Here is a 20,649-nt window from a genome sequence, read left to right as displayed (position 1 = left end):
CCGCCCGGCTGCTATATTGGCGCCGATTCCCACGCCGCATCCCCCACATCCCGGCCATCCCCGGAGGTTCGACCTTGTTGAAGCGTCTGCTGCTGCTCGCCGTCGTGGCCCTCGCCGCCACCGCCGCCCTCGCCGACGACCCCCATCCCTTCAGCGTCCACGACATGCTGGCCATGGACCGCCTCGGCGACCCCCAGGTCTCGCCCGACGGCAAGTGGGTCGCCTACACCGTGAGCACCCCCGACGTCGAGGCCAACCGCTCGCGCAGCGACATCTGGCTGACCAGCGTCGACGGCGCCACCACCAAGCGCCTGACGGCCGATCCGGCCGGCGATTTCAACCCGCGCTGGTGCCAGAACGGCACCCTGTTCTTCCTCTCGACCCGCGGCGGCTCTTCGCAGGTCTGGAACATCGACCCCATGGGCGGCGAGGCGCGCCAGATCACCGACCTGGCCCTCGACGTGGCGAACCTCGAGGTCGTGCCGGCGCTGCAGGGCTTCCTGTTCTCGCTGGAGGTCTACCCCGGCATGACCGTCGCCGAGACCGTCGCCCGCGACGAGGAGAAGGCGGCCGCGAAGCACACCGGCCGGACCTACGACGAGCTCATGTTCCGCCACTGGGACACCTGGGAGGACGGCAAGCGCTCGCACCTCTTCTACCTGAAGGGCGAGGACGCCATGGCCGGCGGCGAGCCCGTCGACCTGATGAAGGACCTCGACGCCGACGTGCCCACCCGCCCCTGGGGCGGCATGGAGGAAGTGGCCGTCTCGCCGGACGCCGGCGAGGTGGTCTTCACCGCCAAGATCCTGCCCGGCAGCGAGCCCGCCTGGAGCACCGACTACGACCTGTACGCCGTGCCCGTCGACGGCAGCGGCACCATCCGCTGCCTGACCGAGGCCAACCAGGCCTGGGACACCGAGCCGCTCTTCACCCCCGACGGCAGGACCCTGTGCTACCTGGCCATGGACCGGCCCGGCTTCGAGGCCGATCGCTACCACATCGAGCTCATGGACTGGGCCACCGGCGCCAGCCGCCGCATCGACTTCACCTTCGAGGGCCTGAAGCTCAGCCCCCACGGCCTGAAGTTCAGCGGCAACGGCAAGACCATCTACGCCCACGCCGGCTACCTGGGCCAACGCTCGCTCTTCAGGATCGATGTCGCCTCGGGCAAGGCCGCCCTCGTGCAGAAGATGGGCCGCAACTCGAACATCAGCCTGCTCGCCGGCCGCCTGCTCTTCGCCCACCAGAACCTGCAGTCGCCCACCGAGCTCTACACCATCAAGCCCGACGGCAAGGGCCTGCAGCAGATCACCGACTTCAACGGCGAGAAGCTGGCGCGCACGCTCATGGGCGAGCCCGAGCAGTTCACCTTCACCGGCTGGAACAACGAGACGGTGTACGCCTACGTGGTGAAGCCCTACGACTGGACCGCCGCGAAGGCCGCCGCCGGGCAGAAGTGGCCCGTGGCCTTCCTGGTCCACGGCGGCCCCCAGGGCAGCTTCGGCAACGACTTCCACTACCGCTGGAATCCCCAGGCCTACGTGGGCGCCGGCTTCACCACCGTGGCCGTCGACTTCCACGGTTCGACGGGCTACGGCCAGCCGTTCACCGACGCCATCAGCGGCCACTGGGGCGACCGGCCCCTCGAGGATCTCGAGAAGGGTCTGGCCGCCGCCCTCGCGAAGTACGACTGGATGGACGGTGGCAACGTCGTCGCCGCCGGGGCCAGCTACGGCGGCTACATGATCAACTGGATGCACGGCCAGGAATTCAGTCGCCACTTCAAGGCCTTCGTGAACCACGACGGCAACCTCGACGAGCAGATGGCCTACTTCGACACCGAGGAGCTGTGGTTCCCCGAGTGGGAGCACGGCGGCACGCCCTGGTCCGAGGGGAACGGGTACGGCAAGCACAACCCCATCGACTACGTGCAGAACTGGCACGTGCCGACCCTCGTCGTGCACGGCGCCCTGGACTACCGCGTGGTCGACACGCAGGGCCTGAGCACCTTCACGGCGCTGCGGCGCCAGGGCATCCCGGCGCGGCTGCTCTACTTCCCGGACGAGAACCACTGGGTGCTGAAGCCCCGGAACTCGATCCAGTGGCACGAGGAAGTCATGGCCTGGCTCACGCGCTGGCTCGACTAGGACCGAGGAGACCGAACCATGAAACCCGTGCTCAGACTGATCCTGATCGGGGTTGTGCTGGCGACCCTCGTGGTCGTGGCGGTGGGCTTCCTGCTGCCGCGCGAGTACACCGTCGAGCGCCGCGTGACCATCAACGCGGCGCCCGAGCGCATCCACGCCCTCGTGGGAGATCTCGACGCCTGGCCCGACTGGACACCCTGGGCCAAGTCCGATCCGACCATGGCGATCACCTACGGCGAGCTCCGCAGCGGCGTGGGCGCGCACCAGAGCTGGAGCGGCGACAGCGGCGGGGGCGAACTCACCTTCACCCGCAGCGAACCCGAGTGGGGCATCGCCTACGACATGGCCTTCGACGGCGGCAAGTACCCGTCGCGGAGCACCATCGTCTACAACCGGGCCGGCAGCGCCACCGAGGTCGTCTGGACCATGGTCGGCGACAACGGGGCCAACCCCTTCAACCGCTACTTCGGCCTCATGATGGACCCGATGGTCGGGCCCATGTTCGAGGACGGCCTGAACCGCCTGAAGCTCGTGGCCGAGAAGCAGGACGACGCCCGCGAGCCGGAACCGGCACCGGACGCGGGCGCCGCCAACTGACCAGGGAGCGCGACATGCTGAAATCCCGCATCGTGATGATCACCGGGGCCAGCGCCGGCATCGGCGAGGCCTGCGCCCACGCCTTCGCCCGCGAGGGGGCGCGGCTCATCCTGGCCGCCCGCCGCCGCGAGCGCCTCGAGGGCCTGGCGGCCACACTGGCCACGGCCCACGGCACCGAGACCCACCTGCTCGAGCTCGACGTGCGCGAGCGCGAGCAGGTCGACGCCGCGGTGGCCGGCCTGCCGGCGGCCTGGGCGGAGATCGACGTCCTCGTCAACAACGCGGGCCTGAGCCGGGGCCTCGACAAGGTCCAGGAGGGGAAGTTCCTCGACTGGGAGGAGATGATCGACACCAACGTGAAGGGCCTGCTGTGGGTGAGCCGCGCGGTGATGCCCGGCATGGTCGCCCGCGACCGCGGCCACGTCATCAACATCGGCTCGGTGGCGGGGCGCCAGGTCTACCCCGGCGGCAACGTCTACTGCGCCACCAAGCACGCGGTGCGGGCCCTCACCCAGGGCATGCGCATCGACCTGCTCGGCACCCTGGTCAAGGCGTCGTCGGTCGATCCCGGCCTGGTGGAAACCGAGTTCAGCGAGGTGCGCTTCCGCGGCGACACCGCGCGCGCCGGCCAGACGTACCGGAACTTCCCGCCCCTGACCGCCGTGGACATCGCCGAGGCGGTGCTCTTCTGCGCCACGCGGCCGCCCCACGTGAACATCCAGGACATGCTCATCATGCCCCAGGACCAGGCGGCGGTGTACGCGTCGCATCCGCGGGGCATCGACTGAGCTGGAACCCGCCCTTACGTGGACATGAAGACGGGCGCCCCTGCGGGCGCCCGTTTTCGCCTACCCCGCCCCTCGCTTTTTCCCCTAAAGCGACCTGAGGAATTTCCGAAAATGGAGCCAGAGAACCGCGTCTCCAACCGGTGGGTTAGGGCCGCCGGCAAGTCCCTTGAACGCCCCACGGACCGGGGACCCCTTTGAAAGGATCTGGCTCATGAACCGCAAGCTCCTGAATCGGCAAGGCTTTACGCTGATCGAAATCGTGATCGCCGTGGCCATCGTCGCCATCTTCGCCGCCGCGCTCAGCCCCATGGTGTTCCGTCACCTCGAGGACGCGAAGCTCGCCAAGGCGGAGAACGAGGCCGAGGTCATCGCGGCCGCGGTCCTCAGCTACTACAAGGACACGGGTACCTGGCCGTACACCAACGTCAACGGCCCGTCCGGCAACGGCGTCGCGCGGGTGACGAGCAGCACCAGCGTCGCCACCGGCACCGGCGCCGGTCACGGCCAGAACGCCGGCCGCTGGGGCACCTACGGCACGACCAAGCCCCTCGGCGACTACCTCTACTACAACAACCCGGACGACGACTCGTCGCTGACCGGCAACGGCGCCGACCAGAACAACCAGGACTGGCCGACCACCGGCCAGCAGTCGTGGCGCGGTCCCTACATCGACCGCTACGACTTCAACGATCCCTGGGGCAACGCCTACGTGATCAACGTCCGCTACGCGCCCGGCGGCGGCTACAACGGCACCCTCCGCCACAAGGTGCTCGTGCTCAGCCCGGGCCCCAACGGCACCTGGGAGACCGCCTTCGCCGACGGGACCGTCGAGGAGATCCTCGGCGACGACATCGGCTCGGTGGTGACGATCCGCTAGCCCCGGCGTTCCGACGCCACGAGGCCCCGCGCGGATCGCGCGGGGCCTCGTTCCTTCATCCCTGTCCCGACTCCCGCCGGCGGCCGCTACATGCGGCCTTCCAGTTCCTCGCGCGTGGTGCGGGCCACCGCGTCGGCCGCCGCGCCCTCCATGATGCGGGGCGTGAGCAGCACCACGAGTTCGATGTTCTGCTTGCGCACCGAGGTGCTGCCGAAGAGGTAGCCGAGCAGGGGCAGGTCCTTGAGCACCGGGACGCCGCTGCGCACCCGGTTCTCGCGGCTGGAGATCAGGCCCGCGATGATCAGCGTCTCGCCGTCCCGCACCTTGCCCACCGTGTCGAGCTCGCGCACCGACAGGATCGGCGCCGTGTCCTCGTTGGGGCTGACGGCCGTGCCCACCACGTCGGAGATGGTCGGGTGCACGTTCAGGGTGATCATGCGGTCGCGGCCCACCTGCGGCGTCACGTCGAGCACCACGCCCACCGGCACGGAGACCGGCGTGTAGTTGATGACCGGCTCGGTGGCCACGCCGTTGGTGACGATCACGGGCTCCACCTCCGAGAGGTAGTACACGTCCTCGCGCACCACGCGCACGATGGCCTTCTGGTTGTTGAGCGTCGTCACCCGCGGCGTGCTCACGGTGTGCAGCTCGCCGTTGGTGCTGATGGCCTGCATGACGCCGCTGACGTGCTTCGAGTCGACCTTCAGCTGCAGGAACTCCTGGCCGATGTTGGCGGCCGTGTCGAGGCTCTGGAGGTTCGCCTGGAACTCCCCGTCGAGCAGGGTCGACCAGTTGATGCCCGTCTGCGTGTCGGCGTTCAGGTACACCTCCATGATGCGCACCTCGATGGCGACCTGGCGCAGCAGCGACTCCTTGAGCCGCTCGAGCAGCTCGGCCGCCCGCTCGACCCGGGCCGATTCGGCCGTCACCTGCACGAGGCCGGCCATGGGGTGCACCACGAGCATGCGCCCGTCGGCATCGAAGGCGTTGAGGGCCGGCGTGTCGGCCCCGCTCCCCCGCGAACGCTCGACGTAGTCGCCCGGGAAGATCGAGGCCGCCAGGGCCTCGACCACGTGGGGCCACACCGACATGACCGTGCTGCTCGTCACGTTGCTGCTGTTCTGGTTCTCGCCGTCGCCGCCGCCGGACGAGCCGCCCGACGAGCCGCCGGTCAGGCCCTCGCTGCTCGGGCTCACCTCGAGCTCGCCGCGGCCCTGGCGCTCGGTCACCGGGTAGTCGAAGGTGAGCCAGCGCGAGACCATCATGTCGCGGTAGACGATCAGGACGCCGTCGACGACCTCGTAGCCCAGACCGACCGGATCGGTGAGCGCGTCGAGGGCCTTGCCCGCGGCCACCTTCTCCAGGTGCACGTTCACCTGGCCCGACACGTCGGGGGCCATCTGCAGGCCCAGGCCGGTGTTCTCGGCCACGTGACGCAGGATCTCGCGGACGTCGACCCAGCCGTTGGTCACGAGGGTCACCGGCGGGATGTCGGCGTCCCACGCCGGCGCCGGGGCGTCGGCGGCGGCCGGGGCGGCCGGGGCCGCGGTCGGGACACCGCCGAGCAGCACCGGCAGCAGCGCGGCCAGGAGGATCGCCGGGATCCGTCCGCGGCGGGAAACGGGGTTGCGGGTCATGGATCGTTCCTTTCCGGATCGGCCAGACGCGTCCGGCCTCCCTGTTCGTCGCTTCGCACGCTGGTGACCAGATGATGGGTCGCCACGTCCGTCGTCTCTCCAACCTTCAGTTGCCGTTCGCGGTCGCCGCGCGCGAGGCGCACGCCGTCGATGCCGATATGGACCAGGGTCCAGCCCTCGACGCGGTCGCCCAGGCGGCAGGGCCGGCCGCCGATGACCGCGAGAGGATCGCGTCCGCCGGGGAACACCGCCTCGCAGACCGGTTCCCCGGACCGCGCGGCCCGGCGGGACGGTTCCGGTTTCGCCACGGCCACGGTCGCCGGGGCCGCCGCGCCGTAGACGAACGGATCGCGGCGCAGGTCCGGCAGGGGGGCCCGCGACGCCTCGGCGCCCGGGGACGCGTCGGCCCGCCGCAGGACCTCGCCCACGTCGGTGGGGAAGGGCGGCGCGGCCTGCACCCGGACGTGGCGGTCCCGGCTCGCGACCCGGCGGGGCCCGAAGGTGCGGGCGTTCGCCCACACCACGACCGCCAACAGGACGAGCACGACCGCGATGACCGGGCGGCGGCTAAGAATCGATGCGTTTGCTGACATAGAAGTCCAACTCCAGTTCGACCTCGACCACGTCCAGCGACGGCCGGATGGCGAGGTTGTGCAGGCTCACGGCCCGTTCGATCCCGTTCAGACCGCCGAGGAAGCGGGCCACCTGGCCGTAGTGGCCGCGGAAGCGCGCCGCGACCCGGAAGCTCTCGACCGGGGCCTGGTCCGGCTCGTCCATCATCATGTCGTCGTCGGCAGCGTCGGCCGTGACCGCTTCCGCCTCGGCCACCACCCGCTCGGCCAGTTCGAAGTCCCGCACCCCGCTGCTGTCGGCGATGCCGGCCAGGGCCAGGAAGAGTTCCTCGCGGTTCCGCTCGCCGGGGAAGAGCTCGTCCCAGCGCCGGGCCACGTCGCGTTCGCGGCCGGCCAGGCTGCGCGACAGCCACAGGCCCGCCACGTTCCAGCGGTCCAGGTCGGCGAGCCGCGTCTCGAGCTCGACGATCTCCCGGTGTTGCCCCGCGACCTTCAGCCAGGTCGCGAAGCCCGCCCACAGCAGCAGCGCGACCCAGACCCCCAGCAGGAGCCAGCGGTGACCGGCGGCCCAGGTGCGGATCCCCGTCAACTTCGTCATCACAGCGTTTCCCCCTCGGGCTCCGGCGTGCGCCGTTTGAGGATCAGGTCCATCTGGAAGCGGCTCGTGCGCCGGTCCGACCGCGCGCTCTCCGCGGGCATCAGGCGCAGCAGGCGCGGCTCGGAGCGGCGCAGCAGGAAACTGGCCTCGTCGAGATTCGCCAGGAAGGTCATGAAGGCGGCCTGGGCCTCGGCGCTCGTCGCGGCCGCGCTGGTCCCCTCGATGGTCAGCAGGAAGTGGCTGCTCGACCGCTCCTGGACCGTCACCGCGTCGAAGGTCACCGGGTCGGGCGTCAGGTCGGCGAGGCGCACGAGCACGGCCTCCAGGTCGGGCTTGTCGCCGGCGACCTCGGCCATGCGGTTCTCCCGGGCCAGGAGCACCTTCTGCGTGGCGTAGACCGCCTCGGCGGCCCGGGCCCGCTCGGTGGCCTCGCCCAGACGCCCGCGCGCCTCGGCCAGGTACGACTGCTGGATCCGCGCCGTGAGCAGGCCGCCCGCGGTGAGCAGCGGCAGCGCCACCGTGGCCGCGGCCACCGACGCCACCTGCAGGCGCCGCCGCGACTCGCGTCCCAGGCGCCAGCGCGAACGCCGCTCGAGCAGGTCGAACTCGAGGCGCCCCAGCCCCAGCGCCGCCCCGGCCAGGAGCAGCAGGTCGTCCGGCTGGACGTCGTGGGGCCCCGTGGTGAAGTGTTGCGCCAGGTCCCAGGCGACCACCGGCGTGTCGCCGTGCCCGCCCACCTGCGCCACGAGCGGCGCGACCATGGCCGGATCGCCCGCGATGACGATGCGCCCGATGTCCGGGGCCGGATCGATCTGGCGGGCGAAGTGGAGCGAGCGTTCGATCTCGGTGGCCACCCGGCCCACGTACTCGTCGCGGTTCGCGCCGCCGGAAAGGTCTTCCGGCAGGGGCCGCACCAGGAGCGGGATCTCACGGGTCCCGATGACGAGGAACTGCCGCCGGCGGCCGACGAAGACCAGGTTCCAGGCCTTCAGTTCGGCCAGCTCCGGCCCGTGGCGGCGGAAGAACTGGTCCAGGGCCAGGTACTCGGCCTGGACGCCCGTCGGGGCGATGCCCCGGGCCACCAGCGGATCGAGGCCGGCGGCCAGCTCGGCGCGGTTCGCGAAGACCAGGAACTGGTTCTGGCGCGCACCCGCCCGCGTCTTCTCCACCTCGGCGAGGCTGCGGTAGGCCAGGCGCCAGTCGTGGGCCTCGCCGCCCTGGTCGCGGGCGATGCTGCCGGCGAGCGCCCGCTCGAGGGCCTTGCCCCGCAGGGCGGGCAGCGTCACGACGGCGTGGCGGATGACCTCGTCGGGCACCATGACCACCACCGACGGCCGGGAGCGCCGGATGCGCGCCACGGTGGCCGCGTCCGGACCCGGCGTCGACGCGACCCGGGCGAACGTCTCGACACGCCACGATCCCCGCATGGGCTGCAGTTCGACGAGCGTCGTCGTGGCGCCGTCGTCGTGCAGGCAGAATCCCGTCTTCTTGCTCAACGTTCGCTCCTCAAGGTCCGATCCCCACCGGGACGTTGTCGGTCGTGGTGGCCACGTTGCCATCCGGGCCGGACGAGTAGACGCTGCGGCTGGCGACGTTGACCTGGAAGGGCCGCCCCCAACCGTCCCGGTCGAACACCGGGGCCATGCCCAGCGCGGCGCGGTCGCCCCCCGCCCAGGTTCCCGAAAGGGCCAGGGCGGGCGCCCCGTTCAGCACGGTCTGCGCGATGCGCAGCCGGTAGTCGGTGGTGTCGCGGCCCGGAACGTCCGAGCCCACCGTGAGCACGATGTCGTCGCCGCCGCCGGCCTCGTCGACCCGGTTCGGACCGGCGCTGCGCACGACCCAGGTGGGCGGATGGGCGCCGCTCCAGTCGGTGGCGGCCGCGTACGCGTTCCGCCACGGGTCGATGAAGGCGTCGTTGCCGAGTCCGGGGTCGACGTAGCCGTCGGCCAGGTCGGCCACGGCGGCGGGGAAGGCCGCGACGTCGCCGAAATGGCGCCGGGCGCCCTCGCCCAGGACGGCCAGCTCGCCCTCGCAGGCCTGCCGGCGCTCGCGATCGACCGCGGCGGTGACCACCGCGACGACGATGTCGTCGGTCGCGGCCGTGAAGTTCCAGGTGCCGCCCACCGCGCCCGAGTCCACGGACAGGCTCGTGCCCCCGCTGGCGACGACCGCGTCGGCGGCCCCGGCGGGATTCGTGTGCGGCGCGAGGTCGTAGAGGTAGGACGCGTGCCAGGCGTCCTCGGCCACCGCGGTGGCCTGGTCGGGCGTGCCGTCGCCGAGATAGGGTCCCTCCCAGCCGGCGACGCCCGGATCGGCCACCAGGGCGGCCAGCCCCTCGCCCTCGGTGGGCAGCCGGCCGGTGTCGGTGTAGAAGTCGAGCAGGGCGGCGCGGATCGCGTCGAGCTCGGCGCGCGTGGCGTCCTCGCGCGCCTTCTCGAGCTGGCGGAACACCAGCGGGGCCAGGGCCCCGGCCATGACCGCCACGATCGCCACGGCGATGACGATCTCCAGCAGGGTGAACCCCTCCCGGTTGCCGAGCCTGTTGCGTTGGCGCTCCCGTACCATCATGACTCCGCCTAGACGTTGGGCCGCAGGGACATGATCGGCATCAGCAGCGACAGCGCCGCGACGCAGACCAGGATCCCGAGCAGGACGATGACCAGCCCCTCGAAGACCGTGAAGGCGCGCTTCAGGTCGCGGGGGATCTCCTTGTCGTAGTAGCGCGACGCCGCGCGCAGGGACGTGTCGAGCGAACCGGTCTGCTCGCCGACGGCGATCAGGCGCTGGATGAGCAGCGGGAAGGTGTGCGCCGACCGGAAGGCCTCGCGCAGCGACTCGCCGGCGGCGACGCGGGCCCGCACCTCCAGCAGCTGGGCCGCCATGACGCGGTTGTCCACGACGCCGCTGGTCAGGTTCAACACCTGCAGCAGGTCGACGCCCGAGGCGAAGATCAGCGAGAAGGTCTTGCTGAAGCGCGACAGGGCCAGCTTGCTGCGGAAGGTGCCGTAGACCGGGATCCGCAGCAGCAGGCGGTCGCGCTGCCAGGCGCCCCGCTCGGTGCGGAACACGAGGGAGGCCGCCGCGGCGAGCCCCGCCGCCGCGCCCCCCAGCAGCCACCACCAGTGCCCGAGCCAGTGCCCGAACGCGAGGACGTTGCGGGTCAGCGCCGGCATCTCGAAACGGGCCGAGGCGAAGATCTCCTCGAAGCGCGGGATCACGAAGAGCATCATCAGCAGGAAGAGCCCGATGATCGCCATCAGCAGCATGGCCGGATAGATCATCGCCTGCCGGGTCTGGCTGCGCAGGTCCTCGTTCCAGTCGAGGTACTCGACCAGCTCGCCGAAGCTCTCGTCCAGGTTGCCCGAGTTCTGACCGGCCCGGATCAGGGCCAGGTAGAGCGACGAGAAGATGTGGGGATGACGCGCGAGCGACTCGTCCAGGGCGGTGCCGCTCGAGACGTCGCCGCGGATGTCGGCCAACACGTCGGCGAAGGGGCCGCTGGTGGCGCCCTGGTAGTCGCCGATGGCCGCGAGGGCCGGGATGCCGGCGCCGAGGCAGGTGGCCATGTGGCGCGTGAACTCGCGCAGCTCCTTGCCCGCGGCCCTGTTGCTGGCGCTGAAGAGGTTGCCCAGGGTGCCCAGCGTGACGCGGCTGCGCAGCAGCACGAGCCGCTTCTGCAGCAGCTCGGTGGTCAGCTCCTCGACGTTCCGGGCGTGCCGGACACCCGAGACCGTCTGGCCCGTCGTCGTCAGCGCGGTGTAGCGGTACTCCCTCATCCGACCACCTTCGTCACCTCGGCCAGGGTCGTCCGGCCCGCCTTGTAGCGGGTCAGGGCGTCGTGGAGCAGGTCGTGCTGGCCCTGTGCCGCGGCCGCCCGGGCCAGCTCGCCCGACTCGGCCCCGCCGGCGATCAGGCGCCGCAGCTCCGGATCGACGTGCAGGTACTCGAAGATGGCCATGCGGCCGCGGTAGCCGGTGTCGCGGCACATGGGGCAGCCCTTTCCTTCACGGGGGGCCGCGCCCTCCAGATCCTCCGGTCCGATCCCGAGCAGGGCCAGATCGGCCGCCGCCGGCGCCACCGGTTCGGCGCAGTCCGGACACACCCGCCGCACGAGGCGCTGGGCCAGCACCGACACCAGCGTGGCCGAGAGCAGGAACGGCTCGACGCCCATGTCGAGCAGGCGCGGGATGGCGCCGGCGGCGCTGTTCGTGTGCAGCGTCGAGAAGACGAGGTGACCGGTCAGGGCGGCACGGATCGCCATCTGGGCCGTCTCGGCGTCGCGGATCTCGCCGACGAGGACGATGTCCGGATCCTGGCGCAGGATCGCCCGCAGCCCCTTGGCGAAGGTGAAGCCCTTGGCCAGGTTGATCTGGGCCTGGTTGATCACCGGCAGGGCGTACTCCACCGGATCCTCGAGGGTGATGATCTTGGTGTCGGGCTTGTTCAGGTGGCTGAGCGCCGAGTAGAGGGTCGTCGTCTTGCCGGAACCGGTGGGGCCCGTGACGAGGATGATGCCGTTCGGGCGCGTGATGTCGCGGGTGAAGACCGGCGCCACGGCGGCGGGCATCCCCAGGCGGTCGAGGCCCAGCACGAGGGACTCCTTGTCCAGGATCCGGCAGACGATGCCTTCGCCGTGGATCATCGGCAGCGTCGAGACGCGCAGGTCGACCTTGCGGCGGCCGGCGTCGAAGAGGATGCGGCCGTCCTGCGGCACGCGGTTCTCAGAGATGTTCAGCTCCGCCATGATCTTCAGGCGGGCGATGACGATGGGCTGCAGCTCGACCGGGAGCACGGCGGCCTGGCTCAGGGCGCCGTCCACCCGGTAGCGCACCCGCATCACCTTCTCTTCGGGCTCGAAGTGGATGTCGGTGGCGCCGTCGGTCACGGCGTCGCGCAGCAGGGAATCGACGAGCAGGATGAACGGCGAGTCGGCCTCGCCGAGCTTGCGCCCCTCGGCGAGGGCCTGCCGGGCCTCCTCGACGAGCTGCCCGGACGCGACGCGGTCGTGCACCTGCTGGCCGTACCAGCGCAGGATCGCCTCGCGAATCTCGCTCTCCGGCGCGTGCACGACCTCCACGTAGCAGCCGGTCTCGCGGGAGAGCTCGTCGGTGGTGGTCAGGTCGAGCGGATTGGCCATGGCCACCCGCAGCAGGCTGCCCTGCCGCGAGAGGGGCACCAGGCTGTGGCGTTCGGCCGCGTCGCGCGGCACCAGCGCGAGCACCTCGGCGCCGGGCTCGAGCCCCGCCAGCTCCACGCAGGCCACGCCCGCCTGGCCGGCCAGCACGCGCGCGATCTCGCGCTCGGTGCACATGCCGAGGCGCTGCAGGGTGATGCCGAGCTTCTCCCCCGTCTGGCGCTGTTCCTTCAGGGCCAGATCGAGGTTCTCGGCGGTGATCGACCCGGCATCGATGAGGATCTGCCCGAGCCGCTTGGTTTTGATCGTCTCCATGTCCACTCCCGCGCCGACCGCACGGCGAGGACCCCCGCCGGGCGGATTACGGTTATCTGCATGGCGCCGTCTGCAATCGACGTACCATGGCGTGCGGGCGGACCCGGGACCACAGGGCAGGAATCCCCGGGCCGAACGACCGTGTCGAAGCTCGGATTTTTTGACGCAGAAAACGATGACAAGGACAGGAATTGATGATATCGCACATCAGATCAAATAAAAACGGGCGGGCCACTCGGGCCCACCCGCGAGGACGCGGCAAGGATTTCCCCCAAAACCGCTCCGGTCGGTGACCAGAAATCAGACAGCCGGCCCGATCGCCAGGATCTCCCACCGCCGCGTCTCCGGCTCCTCGCCGAAGCTGACGGTGTCGCCCACCTTGGCGCCCATGAAGGCCTGGGCCAGGGGGGCCTGGTAGTTCAGCACCTTGTTCTCGGTGTCGGTGTCCCACGGTCCGAGGAAGGTGTAGACCTCCTCGACCCCGCTGGCCAACTCGCGGGCCGTGACCCGGGTGCCGGCGTTGACGAAGTCGCTGGCCGCCATCTCGTGGTTGATGACCTTGGCCAGCTTCAGTTCGTTCTCCATGCGGGTGGCCCGGCTGGCCAGCTGGTCGCGCTTCTCGAGGGCGGCCGTGTACTCCGAGTTCTCCGAGAGATCGCCATGGGCGGCCGCCTCGCCGATCTGCTTGGCGACGGCCGGGATCTCCTCCTCGATGATGAAGTTCAGGGCGGACTGGGAGCGCCGCAGGCCGTCCTCGGTGGTGTAGATGACCGCCGAGTCCTCCCACTCGCGGGTCACCTCGACGAAGATGTCGGCGAAGCGGCTGCGCAGGTAGCCCAGCAGCTGGGTGCGCTGGGCCGGGCTGAGGCCCTGGTTCGTCTCGAAGAGGCGCTTGAGGCGGATGGCCTCGCGGCGGTCGGCCGCGTCGATCAGGCCCAGCAGCGGGCGCGTGCCCTGGGTGACCAGCGCCGCGCGCGCGCTCTCCAGCACCTTGAGGTGCTTCTCCTCCAGGGACATGCCGTAGAGGTTCCCGATGGAGTCGAGCAGGGCGAACATGGCGTCGGCCACCCGCACCACCGGCAGCTCCTCGATGCCGTTCAGGTACGTCGCCGCCGGGCTCGAGCTGAAGCGGGAGCGCCACATCCAGCCCATCAGGTCGGGGCTCGAAGTCGGCCGCTCGACGGTGCGCAGCAGGGCCGCGGTGAGGGCGTCGGTCTGGCCGCCCTCGATCAGGCCGCGGGTGATGGCGTCGCACAGGCGCTTGCCCGCGCGCATGAGCACCGCCGCCCACACCTCGCCCCAGCGCTCGGGCATGGCCTGCTGCAGGTAGGCCAGCACGCGCTGCAGCAACGCCTCGGGCAGCTCCTGGGCCAGGGTGCCGAGGTCGTCGATGCGCCCGACCACCTGGGCCGCGGCCTTGGGGTTCGGGCGCGCCACCGGCGCGTTGCGCGCGGCCACCTCGGCGTGCAGGGCCAGACCGGCCAGCGACAGGGCGGGCTGCTCCTTCAGCACGGCCACGGCGATCTTGGCCGCCCCGTTGCCGAAGTGCACGAGCAGCTCCTCGTCGGCGCAGCCGTCGCAGGTGCCCGCCTTCTCCTCGCGGGAGATCTCGTCGAGGTAGCCCATGATGCGGACCAGCTTGTCGAGCGGGGTCTTGGCGAAATCGAACTCGCGGCGCAGGCGCTCCTCGAACTTGTCGGCCTGACGCAGCAGCTTGAAGGTGGGCTGGCTGCCCGCGCTCATGCCGATCATCTCGTCGCGCTTGAGGGCCGCCTTGGCCGTGGTCCACCAGGTCTTCCAGCCCTTCTCGCCCATCAGGTCGGCGATGGCCCCCTTCAGCTCCTTGTACATGAGCCGACCCTCGCGCTGCGAGCGCAGGGCGATCTTCACGAACTCGACCGGATCGTTCTCGGCCGTGTGGCGCAGGTCGTCCGGCCGGTACAGGGCCAGGGCCGCGAAGTCGTCGGCGGGGCGCGGGCGCAGCCGGGCGATGGTGGCCGGACCGAACTCGGCCCGCCGGTCGTCGAAGCGCAGGCCGACGACGCCGTTCTCCGGATTGACGGTCTCGACCACGCCCGGCACGAGGAAGGTGTTCTCGCGGGCGAAGGCCCCGGGCTGCAGCCGCGTGTAGCGCTCGACCATCTCGACGGCCTTGTCCAGGCCGTCCTCGCCGGGCAGCAGCAACTCGAGCAGGCCGGGCAGTTCGGCGTAGTCCGGATGGACCGCCACGTACAGCCGCTTCATGTGGTCGATGAGCTTGTGGCCCCTGGGCAGCTGGCGGGCGGCGTCGATCACCGCCGCGAGGGCCTCGGCGGGCCCCCGCTTCGCCTCGACCCACTCCACGAGGCTGATCATCAGGGGCTCGGCCCGGTCGACGGCGTTCTGGCGCCCCACCTGGCCGGCGATGGGCACGAGTTCCTTCCAGGAGTACTCGGGGTGCCCGAGGGCCTCGTGCCAGGCGTCCGCAAGCTTATCGAACTCCTTGGTGTTGGCCATCTTTCCCAGCTTGATGAGGGAAGGTCCCCCGGCGGTCGATTCGGTCATCTTCTACCCCTGCAAGACGAAAGCCCCTCGTTCCGGAAAAACGAGGGGCTAAAATAGCAATTTTCTCGCGTTTGGGAAAGAATCCCGACCGCGGGCCCGGCGAACCGGGCCCCGGGCCGTCACTTGATCATCGTCATCTTGTTGGTCGACACCATGCTGCCCACGCTGAAGCGGCTCAGGTACATGCCGGTCGGCTCCACCGATCCGCTCTGGTTGCGCCCGTCCCAGACCGCCTCGTGCCAGCCCGGCGTCGGGTCGACGTCGAGGCGCCGCACGAGCTGACCCTGCACGTTGTAGATCTCCAGACGCATGGCCTCGTCCCCGGTCACGCCCGCCGGCACGCCGTACACGATGCGCGTCTCGGGGTTGAACGGGTTCGGGTAGTTGCGCCGGATCTCGGCCACCGGCGGCATCTCGTCGCCGCCGCGGTCCTGCTCGAAGGACTCGAAGTAGATCGGATCGCTGGCGGGGCTCATGAGCGAGGTCCGCCCCGAGGCGTCGATCGCGCGCACCAGCAGACGCTGCACCACGCCGGGCTCGGCCGACAGGGTGTAGAGGGTGTCCGCCACCGTCGCCACGAGCTCCTCGGGCGCGCTGCCCCGCTTCACGTAGACCTGGTAGGCCACGGCCGCGGGCAGCGAGTTGCCCTGGGAGTCGACTTCCGGACTCGGGTTCCAGTGGAAATCGTAGTTCACGTTCTGGGCTTCGGCACCGCCGGTCCCCAGGGCGCCGCCCAGGACCACGATGAGCATGATGCGGATGATGTGCGACTTCACGATGCTGCTTCTCCCGCTGGTGTTGTCCGTTCGCCTGGTCTTGCAAATCGGATCATCGATTCCAGTTTGCCCCGAAACTGCAACCGCGGTGCCAAGCGGGCTCCCTCGTGCGGCAGGAAGGGAAAGAACGGGGAATGGCGGGATCCGGGGCCGATTCGGGGCGCCCCGGAGGCCCCGTGGCGGGTTCGGGGCCGGGTCAAGGGCGCTGCGGGGGCCGGGGGACGCCGATTCGGGCCCAATTCGCCCGCTGCGGGCGGGCTAAATGCACGGCGTCCGGGAGAAAATTGTTCTCACTATCAGTGCGACGAAGTCGGTGGTTCGTCGCGGCGGAAATCCGGATCCTCCATGGCCGCCAGCCGCCGGCGCGCCAGCACGAGCTTGCGGGCCCCGCCCACGAGGAAGGCGACGGCCAGCAGCACGAAGAGCCCGGGCCAGCGCGTCATGAGCACCGCCCAGCCGAAGCGCAGCCGCATGGCGCCGGCGAACTCGGCGGCGAAGGCCGTGTCCGACTCGCCGGTGACAGCCTGGAAGGCCGGCGCGAACTGACCTCGCACAGCGGACTCGCCCACCAGTCCGACCAGCACGTCGTCCCCGTGGCGCTTGAGCAGGCGTTCGACGGCCAGCAGGCTGGTGCGGTAGGCCCGGTCGGCGCGGTGGGCCGAGCCGGGAAACGGTCCCTGCAGCGTGGCCAGGTCGGGCACGCGGCCGTCCAGGACGAGGGAGACGGTGTCGACGAAGCGCCACTCGCCGGCCAGGTGCATGGCCGTCCCCTCGTGGAACCAGGTGGGCAGGATGGCACCGCGTGCGCCCTGGAAGAGCAGGGCGTGCACCATCTCGTGCAGGAAGACCTCGCGCACCCCGCGGCCCACCGCCGGCAGGCGCGCGTGGTCGATGGCCACCAGCCGGCCGTGGCCCAGCGCGAGCCCCACGCCCCAGTCCGGCGCGGCGTCGCCGAAGGTGCGGCGGAAGGCGTCGGTGCCCAGCACGAGGCAGGTGACCGTGTCCACCGAGGTGCCGCGGGGCAACAGGCGCGCGGCCAGGCGGGGCCCCTCCGTGCGCCAGAGGGCGGCGCACTCCTCGGCCACCGCCCGGGCGCCCGGCGTGTCGACCTCGAATCGCACCGCGGGCGTCTCGGTCGCCGCGGCGGCAGGGGGACGACCCGGTCCGGAAACGCCGGCCAGGATCAGCAGGACGGCGGGCAGCAGGCGTCGGAACAAGGCACATCCTCGTGGTGCGGGGAGCGGGATGGGGTTATGGTCGCCCATTATCCGGACAGTCCGGTGGTCCGGCAACCCCGGGAGCCCCCATGGCCGACCTTTCCGCCCTCGAGCCCGTGCGCGAGCGTCTGCGCGCCGGCGCCGCCGTGACCGTGCTCTCGGGCGCGGGCATCTCCGCCGCGAGCGGCATCCCCACCTTCCGCGGCGGCGACGACAGCATGTGGTCCCGCTACAGTCCCATGCAGCTGGCGACTCCCGCCGCGTTCGCCGCCGACCCCGAGCTCGTGTGGGGCTGGTACGACTGGCGGCGCGGACTCATCGCCGCGGCGGCCCCCAATGCGGCCCACGCGGCCGTGGCGGCCCTCGAGGCCCGCGGCCCGGTGACGGTGGTCACCCAGAACGTCGACGGCTTCCACCAGGCCGCCGGCAGCGGACACGTGCTCGAGTACCACGGGTCGATCTGGACCGTGCGCTGCACCGGCTGCGGGCGCAGCGCCGAGGACCGGCGCGTGCCGCTGCCCCTGCCGCCGCGCTGCGACGCATGTGGCGGCCTGCTCAGGCCGGGTGTGGTGTGGTTCGGGGAGGCGATCGCGCCGGAGGTGGCCGCGGCGTCCGCGGCGGCGGCGGCGGCGGGCGGGATCCTGCTGGTGATCGGGACGGCGGGCGCCGTCTATCCGGCCGCCGGCCTAGTGGGAACGGCCCGGCGTGCCGGCGGGCTGGTGGTCGAGTTCAATCTCGAGCGGAGCGGCGTCTCCCATCTCGCCGACCTCCAGGTGACGGGCCCGGCGGCGGAGACGGTTCCCCGCCTTCTCGATTGAACCCGCCGCGACGGTCGGCAGCAGCAGGGTGAACGAGTTGCCCTGCCGCCCGACGCCGTGCACCGAGATGCGCCCGCCGTGGTGCTGCACGGCCGCCTGGGCGATGGGCAGGCTGAGGCCCGAACCGCGCTGGTGGTTCTCGATGCGCCCGACCAGCTCGAACTTGCCGAAGAGGGCCTCGCAGCGCTCGGCCGGGATCACCTCGCCGGTGTTGTAGATCTCGATGGCCCGCCAGGTGATCGGCAGCTTCCGATAGGCCGAGAACGACTCCTGGTTCATGAGGCGGTGGATGTCCTCGGCCTGGACGGCGTGCGCCAGGTCGTCCACGCCCGGGATCGCGTCGACCTCGCGCACGATGACCTCGCCCCCGTCGTAGTTGTGGGCCACGGCGTTCTTCAGCACCTTCTCGAAGGCCAGCGTCAGAATGCGGGCGTCGCACAGCACCTGCCAGTCGTCGACGGTTTCGAGTTCGTTGCGGATCCCGATCTCCCGCAGCTGCGCCATCTCGCGCACGCCGCAGAGCCCCATCTCGATCAGGGTGCCCACCCGCTCGGGGTGCAGGTCGAGCTGGTGGTCGCTCGACTGGATCGTCGTCATCTGGATGGCGTCGTTCATGAACCCGCGCAGCCGCCGGCCGTTGCTCTCGATGATCTTGAGCACCTCGGTCACGTTCAGCCGCTCGAGCGCTTCGCGATCGCCGCCCTCCGCGCGCCGGACCACCCCGTTCAGGATGTCGACGCCGCCCATGATCGCGGTCAGGGGCGTGCGCACCTCGTGGGAGATCAGCACCAGGAAGTCGTCCTTGGCGCGGTCCAGGAGCTGGCGATTCTGCAGGGCGGTCTCGAGGCGGTTGGTCTTTTCGGTCAGCTCGCGGTCGGTCTCCTCGAGGCTGCACGCCATGAGGTTGAAGTAGCGGACGAGGATGCCGACCTCGTCGTCGAGCGGGTCGGTCGCGCGCTGGCTGTAGTTCCCGGCGGCGACCTGGGCCATGTCGGCGGCCAGGGCGTCGAGCCGGCGCGCGATGGGACTGATGAGGCGCGCCACGAGCAGGTGGGCCAGGGTCATACCGGCGCCGGCCACCACGAGGACGATGGCCGCCGTCGTGTTCGGCAACAGGTCGGCGCGACCCGCCGACCACCACGCCGCCGCCCCCGCGCCGAGGGCCGTCGCCACGACGGTCGGGGCCAGACGGGTGTGCAGGCGCGTGCGTGTGTCCTTGCTGATTTTCGCCGTGATGTCGCTCAAAGGTGGCCTTTCCGTGCCGGGACGGAGGTTCCTGGTTGTGCAGCAGGGGCCGGAACTCCCCCGCAGGGCATCCCCGGCCGTTCCCCGGAGGTATCGGCAAGTTCCCACGAGGGTTGAAGTTTTCTTGATGGGGTCCGATCATGGTCCGATCGGGGCCCGGTACACGGCGTCCGGGCCCCTCGATTCCCGAAAGGCGGACATGGCGCGGCGCAGGATCCTGCTGGTCAACAAGTTCTACCATGACGTGGGCCCGGCGGGCGGCGTCGGGCGCTACCTCGTCCAGGAAGAGGAGGATCTGCGCGCGGCGGGCTGGGACGTGGTCCCCTTCGCCATGGCCGACGAGCACGCGCGCCCGAGTCCCTGGGACCGCTATTTCGTGCGGGCGCGGGACTACTCCCACGCCAGCTACGGCGGCGGCGCCATCGGCGACGCCCTGTCCCTGCTCTGGAACCGCGAGGCCGCCCGCAATCTCGACGCCCTGCTGCGCGAGGCCCGCCCCGACGTGGCCCACCTGCACAACGTCTACCACCACCTGAGCCCGTCGATCCTGCCGGTCCTGGCCCGGCACCGGGTACCCGTCGTGATGACCCTCCACGACCTGCGTTTGCTGTGCCCGGCGATCCACATGCTGCGCGACGGGGAGATCTGCGAGCGGTGCAAGGGCGGGCGGTTCCACAACGCGGTGCTCGGCCGCTGCGTCAAGGAGTCGCGGGGCGCGTCGCTGCTGGCGGCGGCCGAGACGGCCCACCAGCGGTGGCGGGGACTGTACACGGGGAATGTGGCGACGTTTCTCTGTCCGAGCCGCTTCCTGCGCGACAAGTACGCGGCCTGGGGCTTCCCCGCCGGGCGGCTGCTCCACCTGCCGAATTTCGTCGACCTCGACGTGTGGCACCCGCGCCATCTGGACGCGGGGTCGGTGCGGGACTCGTACCTCTACTTCGGGCGCATCTCGCGGGAAAAGGGGCTGCGCACGCTCCTCGACGCCCAGGCGGTCTGGGAACGCGGCCATGCCGAAGGCGCCATCGCCGAACCGCCGCTGACCCTCCGCATCGCCGGCACCGGTCCCTGCGAGGGCAACATGCGGGCCCGCCTCGCCCAGCTCGGCCTGCGGACCGTCGAGTTCGTCGGCTCCCTCGATCTCGACGGTCTGCGGGCCGCGCTCGCCCGGGCGCGGTTCACCGTGTTGCCCTCGGAGTGCTACGAGAACGGCCCCATGGCGGCCCTCGAATCGCTGGCGTCGGGCCGGCCCCTCGTCGGCACCGGGCTCGGCGGCATTCCGGAGATGATCGACGACGGGGTGACCGGCATCATCGTCCCGGACCGCGACCCGGACGGGCTGCTGGCCGGCCTGCGCCGGGCGGCCGCGCTCGACGGCGACGCCGCG

Annotated in this window: 16 protein-coding genes; 5 read left to right on the top strand and 11 right to left on the bottom strand. The window is 71.0% G+C overall.

Annotated features, from left to right (window positions below; translation table 11 throughout):
• The first annotated feature begins 164 nt into the window (after window positions 1–164).
• The 4 genes from KDM41_07320 (at window position 165) to KDM41_07305 (ending at window position 4,409) form a co-directional block, all read left to right on the top strand.
• Window positions 165–2,147 (top strand): S9 family peptidase, encoded by a 1,983-nt coding sequence (locus KDM41_07320; protein ID MCB1183226.1) that lies wholly within the window; start codon window positions 165–167, stop codon window positions 2,145–2,147.
• A gap of 18 nt (window positions 2,148–2,165) precedes the next feature.
• Entirely contained in the window at window positions 2,166–2,744 is a 579-nt protein-coding gene (locus KDM41_07315) for an SRPBCC family protein (protein MCB1183225.1), read from the top strand.
• A gap of 14 nt (window positions 2,745–2,758) precedes the next feature.
• The gene (locus tag KDM41_07310) at window positions 2,759–3,532 is read left to right on the top strand and encodes an SDR family NAD(P)-dependent oxidoreductase (protein MCB1183224.1); all 774 of its coding nucleotides are present in this window, start codon (window positions 2,759–2,761) and stop codon (window positions 3,530–3,532) included.
• Between the two features lie 211 nt (window positions 3,533–3,743).
• A complete protein-coding gene (locus tag KDM41_07305) occupies window positions 3,744–4,409 on the top strand; it encodes a prepilin-type N-terminal cleavage/methylation domain-containing protein (protein ID MCB1183223.1) in 666 nt (221 codons plus the stop codon).
• Between the two features lie 86 nt (window positions 4,410–4,495).
• On the opposite strand, the gene KDM41_07300 is transcribed toward KDM41_07305, so the two are convergent.
• The 11 genes from KDM41_07300 to KDM41_07250 all read right to left on the bottom strand — a co-directional run bounded on the left by KDM41_07300 (window position 4,496) and on the right by KDM41_07250 (window position 19,265).
• Window positions 4,496–6,046 (bottom strand): hypothetical protein, encoded by a 1,551-nt coding sequence (locus tag KDM41_07300; GenBank protein MCB1183222.1) that lies wholly within the window; start codon window positions 6,044–6,046, stop codon window positions 4,496–4,498.
• Window positions 6,043–6,639 (bottom strand): hypothetical protein, encoded by a 597-nt coding sequence (locus KDM41_07295; protein ID MCB1183221.1) that lies wholly within the window; start codon window positions 6,637–6,639, stop codon window positions 6,043–6,045. The genes KDM41_07300 and KDM41_07295 overlap by 4 nt, the downstream gene beginning before the upstream one ends.
• A complete protein-coding gene (locus tag KDM41_07290; GenBank protein ID MCB1183220.1) occupies window positions 6,614–7,216 on the bottom strand; it encodes a hypothetical protein in 603 nt (200 codons plus the stop codon). The genes KDM41_07295 and KDM41_07290 overlap by 26 nt, the downstream gene beginning before the upstream one ends.
• Window positions 7,216–8,712: a hypothetical protein gene (locus KDM41_07285; GenBank protein ID MCB1183219.1), complete on the bottom strand. Its 1,497-nt coding sequence runs from the start codon at window positions 8,710–8,712 to the stop codon at window positions 7,216–7,218. Before KDM41_07285 ends, KDM41_07290 begins: the two co-directional genes overlap by 1 nt.
• Window positions 8,713–8,722: 10 nt before the next feature.
• Complete coding sequence (locus KDM41_07280) at window positions 8,723–9,784, bottom strand: type II secretion system protein GspG (protein ID MCB1183218.1); 1,062 nt, start codon at window positions 9,782–9,784, stop codon at window positions 8,723–8,725.
• 8 nt (window positions 9,785–9,792) lie between these two features.
• On the bottom strand, window positions 9,793–10,992 hold the full coding sequence (locus KDM41_07275) for a type II secretion system F family protein (GenBank protein MCB1183217.1): 1,200 nt from the start codon (window positions 10,990–10,992) through the stop codon (window positions 9,793–9,795).
• Complete coding sequence (gene tadA / locus KDM41_07270) at window positions 10,989–12,665, bottom strand: Flp pilus assembly complex ATPase component TadA (protein ID MCB1183216.1); 1,677 nt, start codon at window positions 12,663–12,665, stop codon at window positions 10,989–10,991. The genes KDM41_07275 and tadA overlap by 4 nt, the downstream gene beginning before the upstream one ends.
• A gap of 300 nt (window positions 12,666–12,965) precedes the next feature.
• Window positions 12,966–15,209, bottom strand: a complete 2,244-nt coding sequence (locus KDM41_07265; protein MCB1183215.1) for a GreA/GreB family elongation factor — start codon at window positions 15,207–15,209, stop codon at window positions 12,966–12,968.
• A 119-nt stretch (window positions 15,210–15,328) separates the two neighbouring features.
• Complete coding sequence (locus tag KDM41_07260) at window positions 15,329–15,985, bottom strand: hypothetical protein (GenBank protein MCB1183214.1); 657 nt, start codon at window positions 15,983–15,985, stop codon at window positions 15,329–15,331.
• Window positions 15,986–16,281: 296 nt separating this feature from the next.
• The gene (locus tag KDM41_07255) at window positions 16,282–17,202 is read right to left on the bottom strand and encodes a hypothetical protein (GenBank protein MCB1183213.1); all 921 of its coding nucleotides are present in this window, start codon (window positions 17,200–17,202) and stop codon (window positions 16,282–16,284) included.
• Between the two features lie 686 nt (window positions 17,203–17,888).
• The gene (locus KDM41_07250) at window positions 17,889–19,265 is read right to left on the bottom strand and encodes a HAMP domain-containing histidine kinase (GenBank protein ID MCB1183212.1); all 1,377 of its coding nucleotides are present in this window, start codon (window positions 19,263–19,265) and stop codon (window positions 17,889–17,891) included.
• 199 nt (window positions 19,266–19,464) lie between these two features.
• Here KDM41_07250 and KDM41_07245 point away from each other — a divergent pair.
• The coding region (locus tag KDM41_07245; GenBank protein MCB1183211.1) for a glycosyltransferase at window positions 19,465–20,649 on the top strand (1,185 nt) is incomplete at its 3' end.

Source organism: bacterium, assembly GCA_020440705.1.
Taxonomy (GTDB): Bacteria; Krumholzibacteriota; Krumholzibacteriia; order LZORAL124-64-63; family LZORAL124-64-63; genus JAGRNP01.
The sequence above is the reverse complement of the archived record's forward strand: the minus strand, read 5'-3'. Positions and strand labels throughout refer to the sequence as shown.

Excerpts from the sequence above, each read along its gene's own strand:
- KDM41_07320 (MCB1183226.1), top strand. The coding sequence starts at position 165 with ATGCTGGCCATGGACCGCCTCGGCGACCCCCAGGTCTCGCCCGACGGC.
- KDM41_07315 (MCB1183225.1), top strand. The coding sequence starts at position 2,166 with ATGAAACCCGTGCTCAGACTGATCCTGATCGGGGTTGTGCTGGCGACC.
- KDM41_07310 (MCB1183224.1), top strand. The coding sequence starts at position 2,759 with ATGCTGAAATCCCGCATCGTGATGATCACCGGGGCCAGCGCCGGCATC.
- KDM41_07305 (MCB1183223.1), top strand. The coding sequence starts at position 3,744 with ATGAACCGCAAGCTCCTGAATCGGCAAGGCTTTACGCTGATCGAAATC.
- KDM41_07300 (MCB1183222.1), bottom strand. The coding sequence starts at position 6,046 with ATGACCCGCAACCCCGTTTCCCGCCGCGGACGGATCCCGGCGATCCTC.
- KDM41_07295 (MCB1183221.1), bottom strand. The coding sequence starts at position 6,639 with ATGTCAGCAAACGCATCGATTCTTAGCCGCCGCCCGGTCATCGCGGTC.
- KDM41_07290 (MCB1183220.1), bottom strand. The coding sequence starts at position 7,216 with ATGACGAAGTTGACGGGGATCCGCACCTGGGCCGCCGGTCACCGCTGG.
- KDM41_07280 (MCB1183218.1), bottom strand. The coding sequence starts at position 9,784 with ATGATGGTACGGGAGCGCCAACGCAACAGGCTCGGCAACCGGGAGGGG.
- KDM41_07275 (MCB1183217.1), bottom strand. The coding sequence starts at position 10,992 with ATGAGGGAGTACCGCTACACCGCGCTGACGACGACGGGCCAGACGGTC.
- tadA (MCB1183216.1), bottom strand. The coding sequence starts at position 12,665 with ATGGAGACGATCAAAACCAAGCGGCTCGGGCAGATCCTCATCGATGCC.
- KDM41_07265 (MCB1183215.1), bottom strand. The coding sequence starts at position 15,209 with ATGACCGAATCGACCGCCGGGGGACCTTCCCTCATCAAGCTGGGAAAG.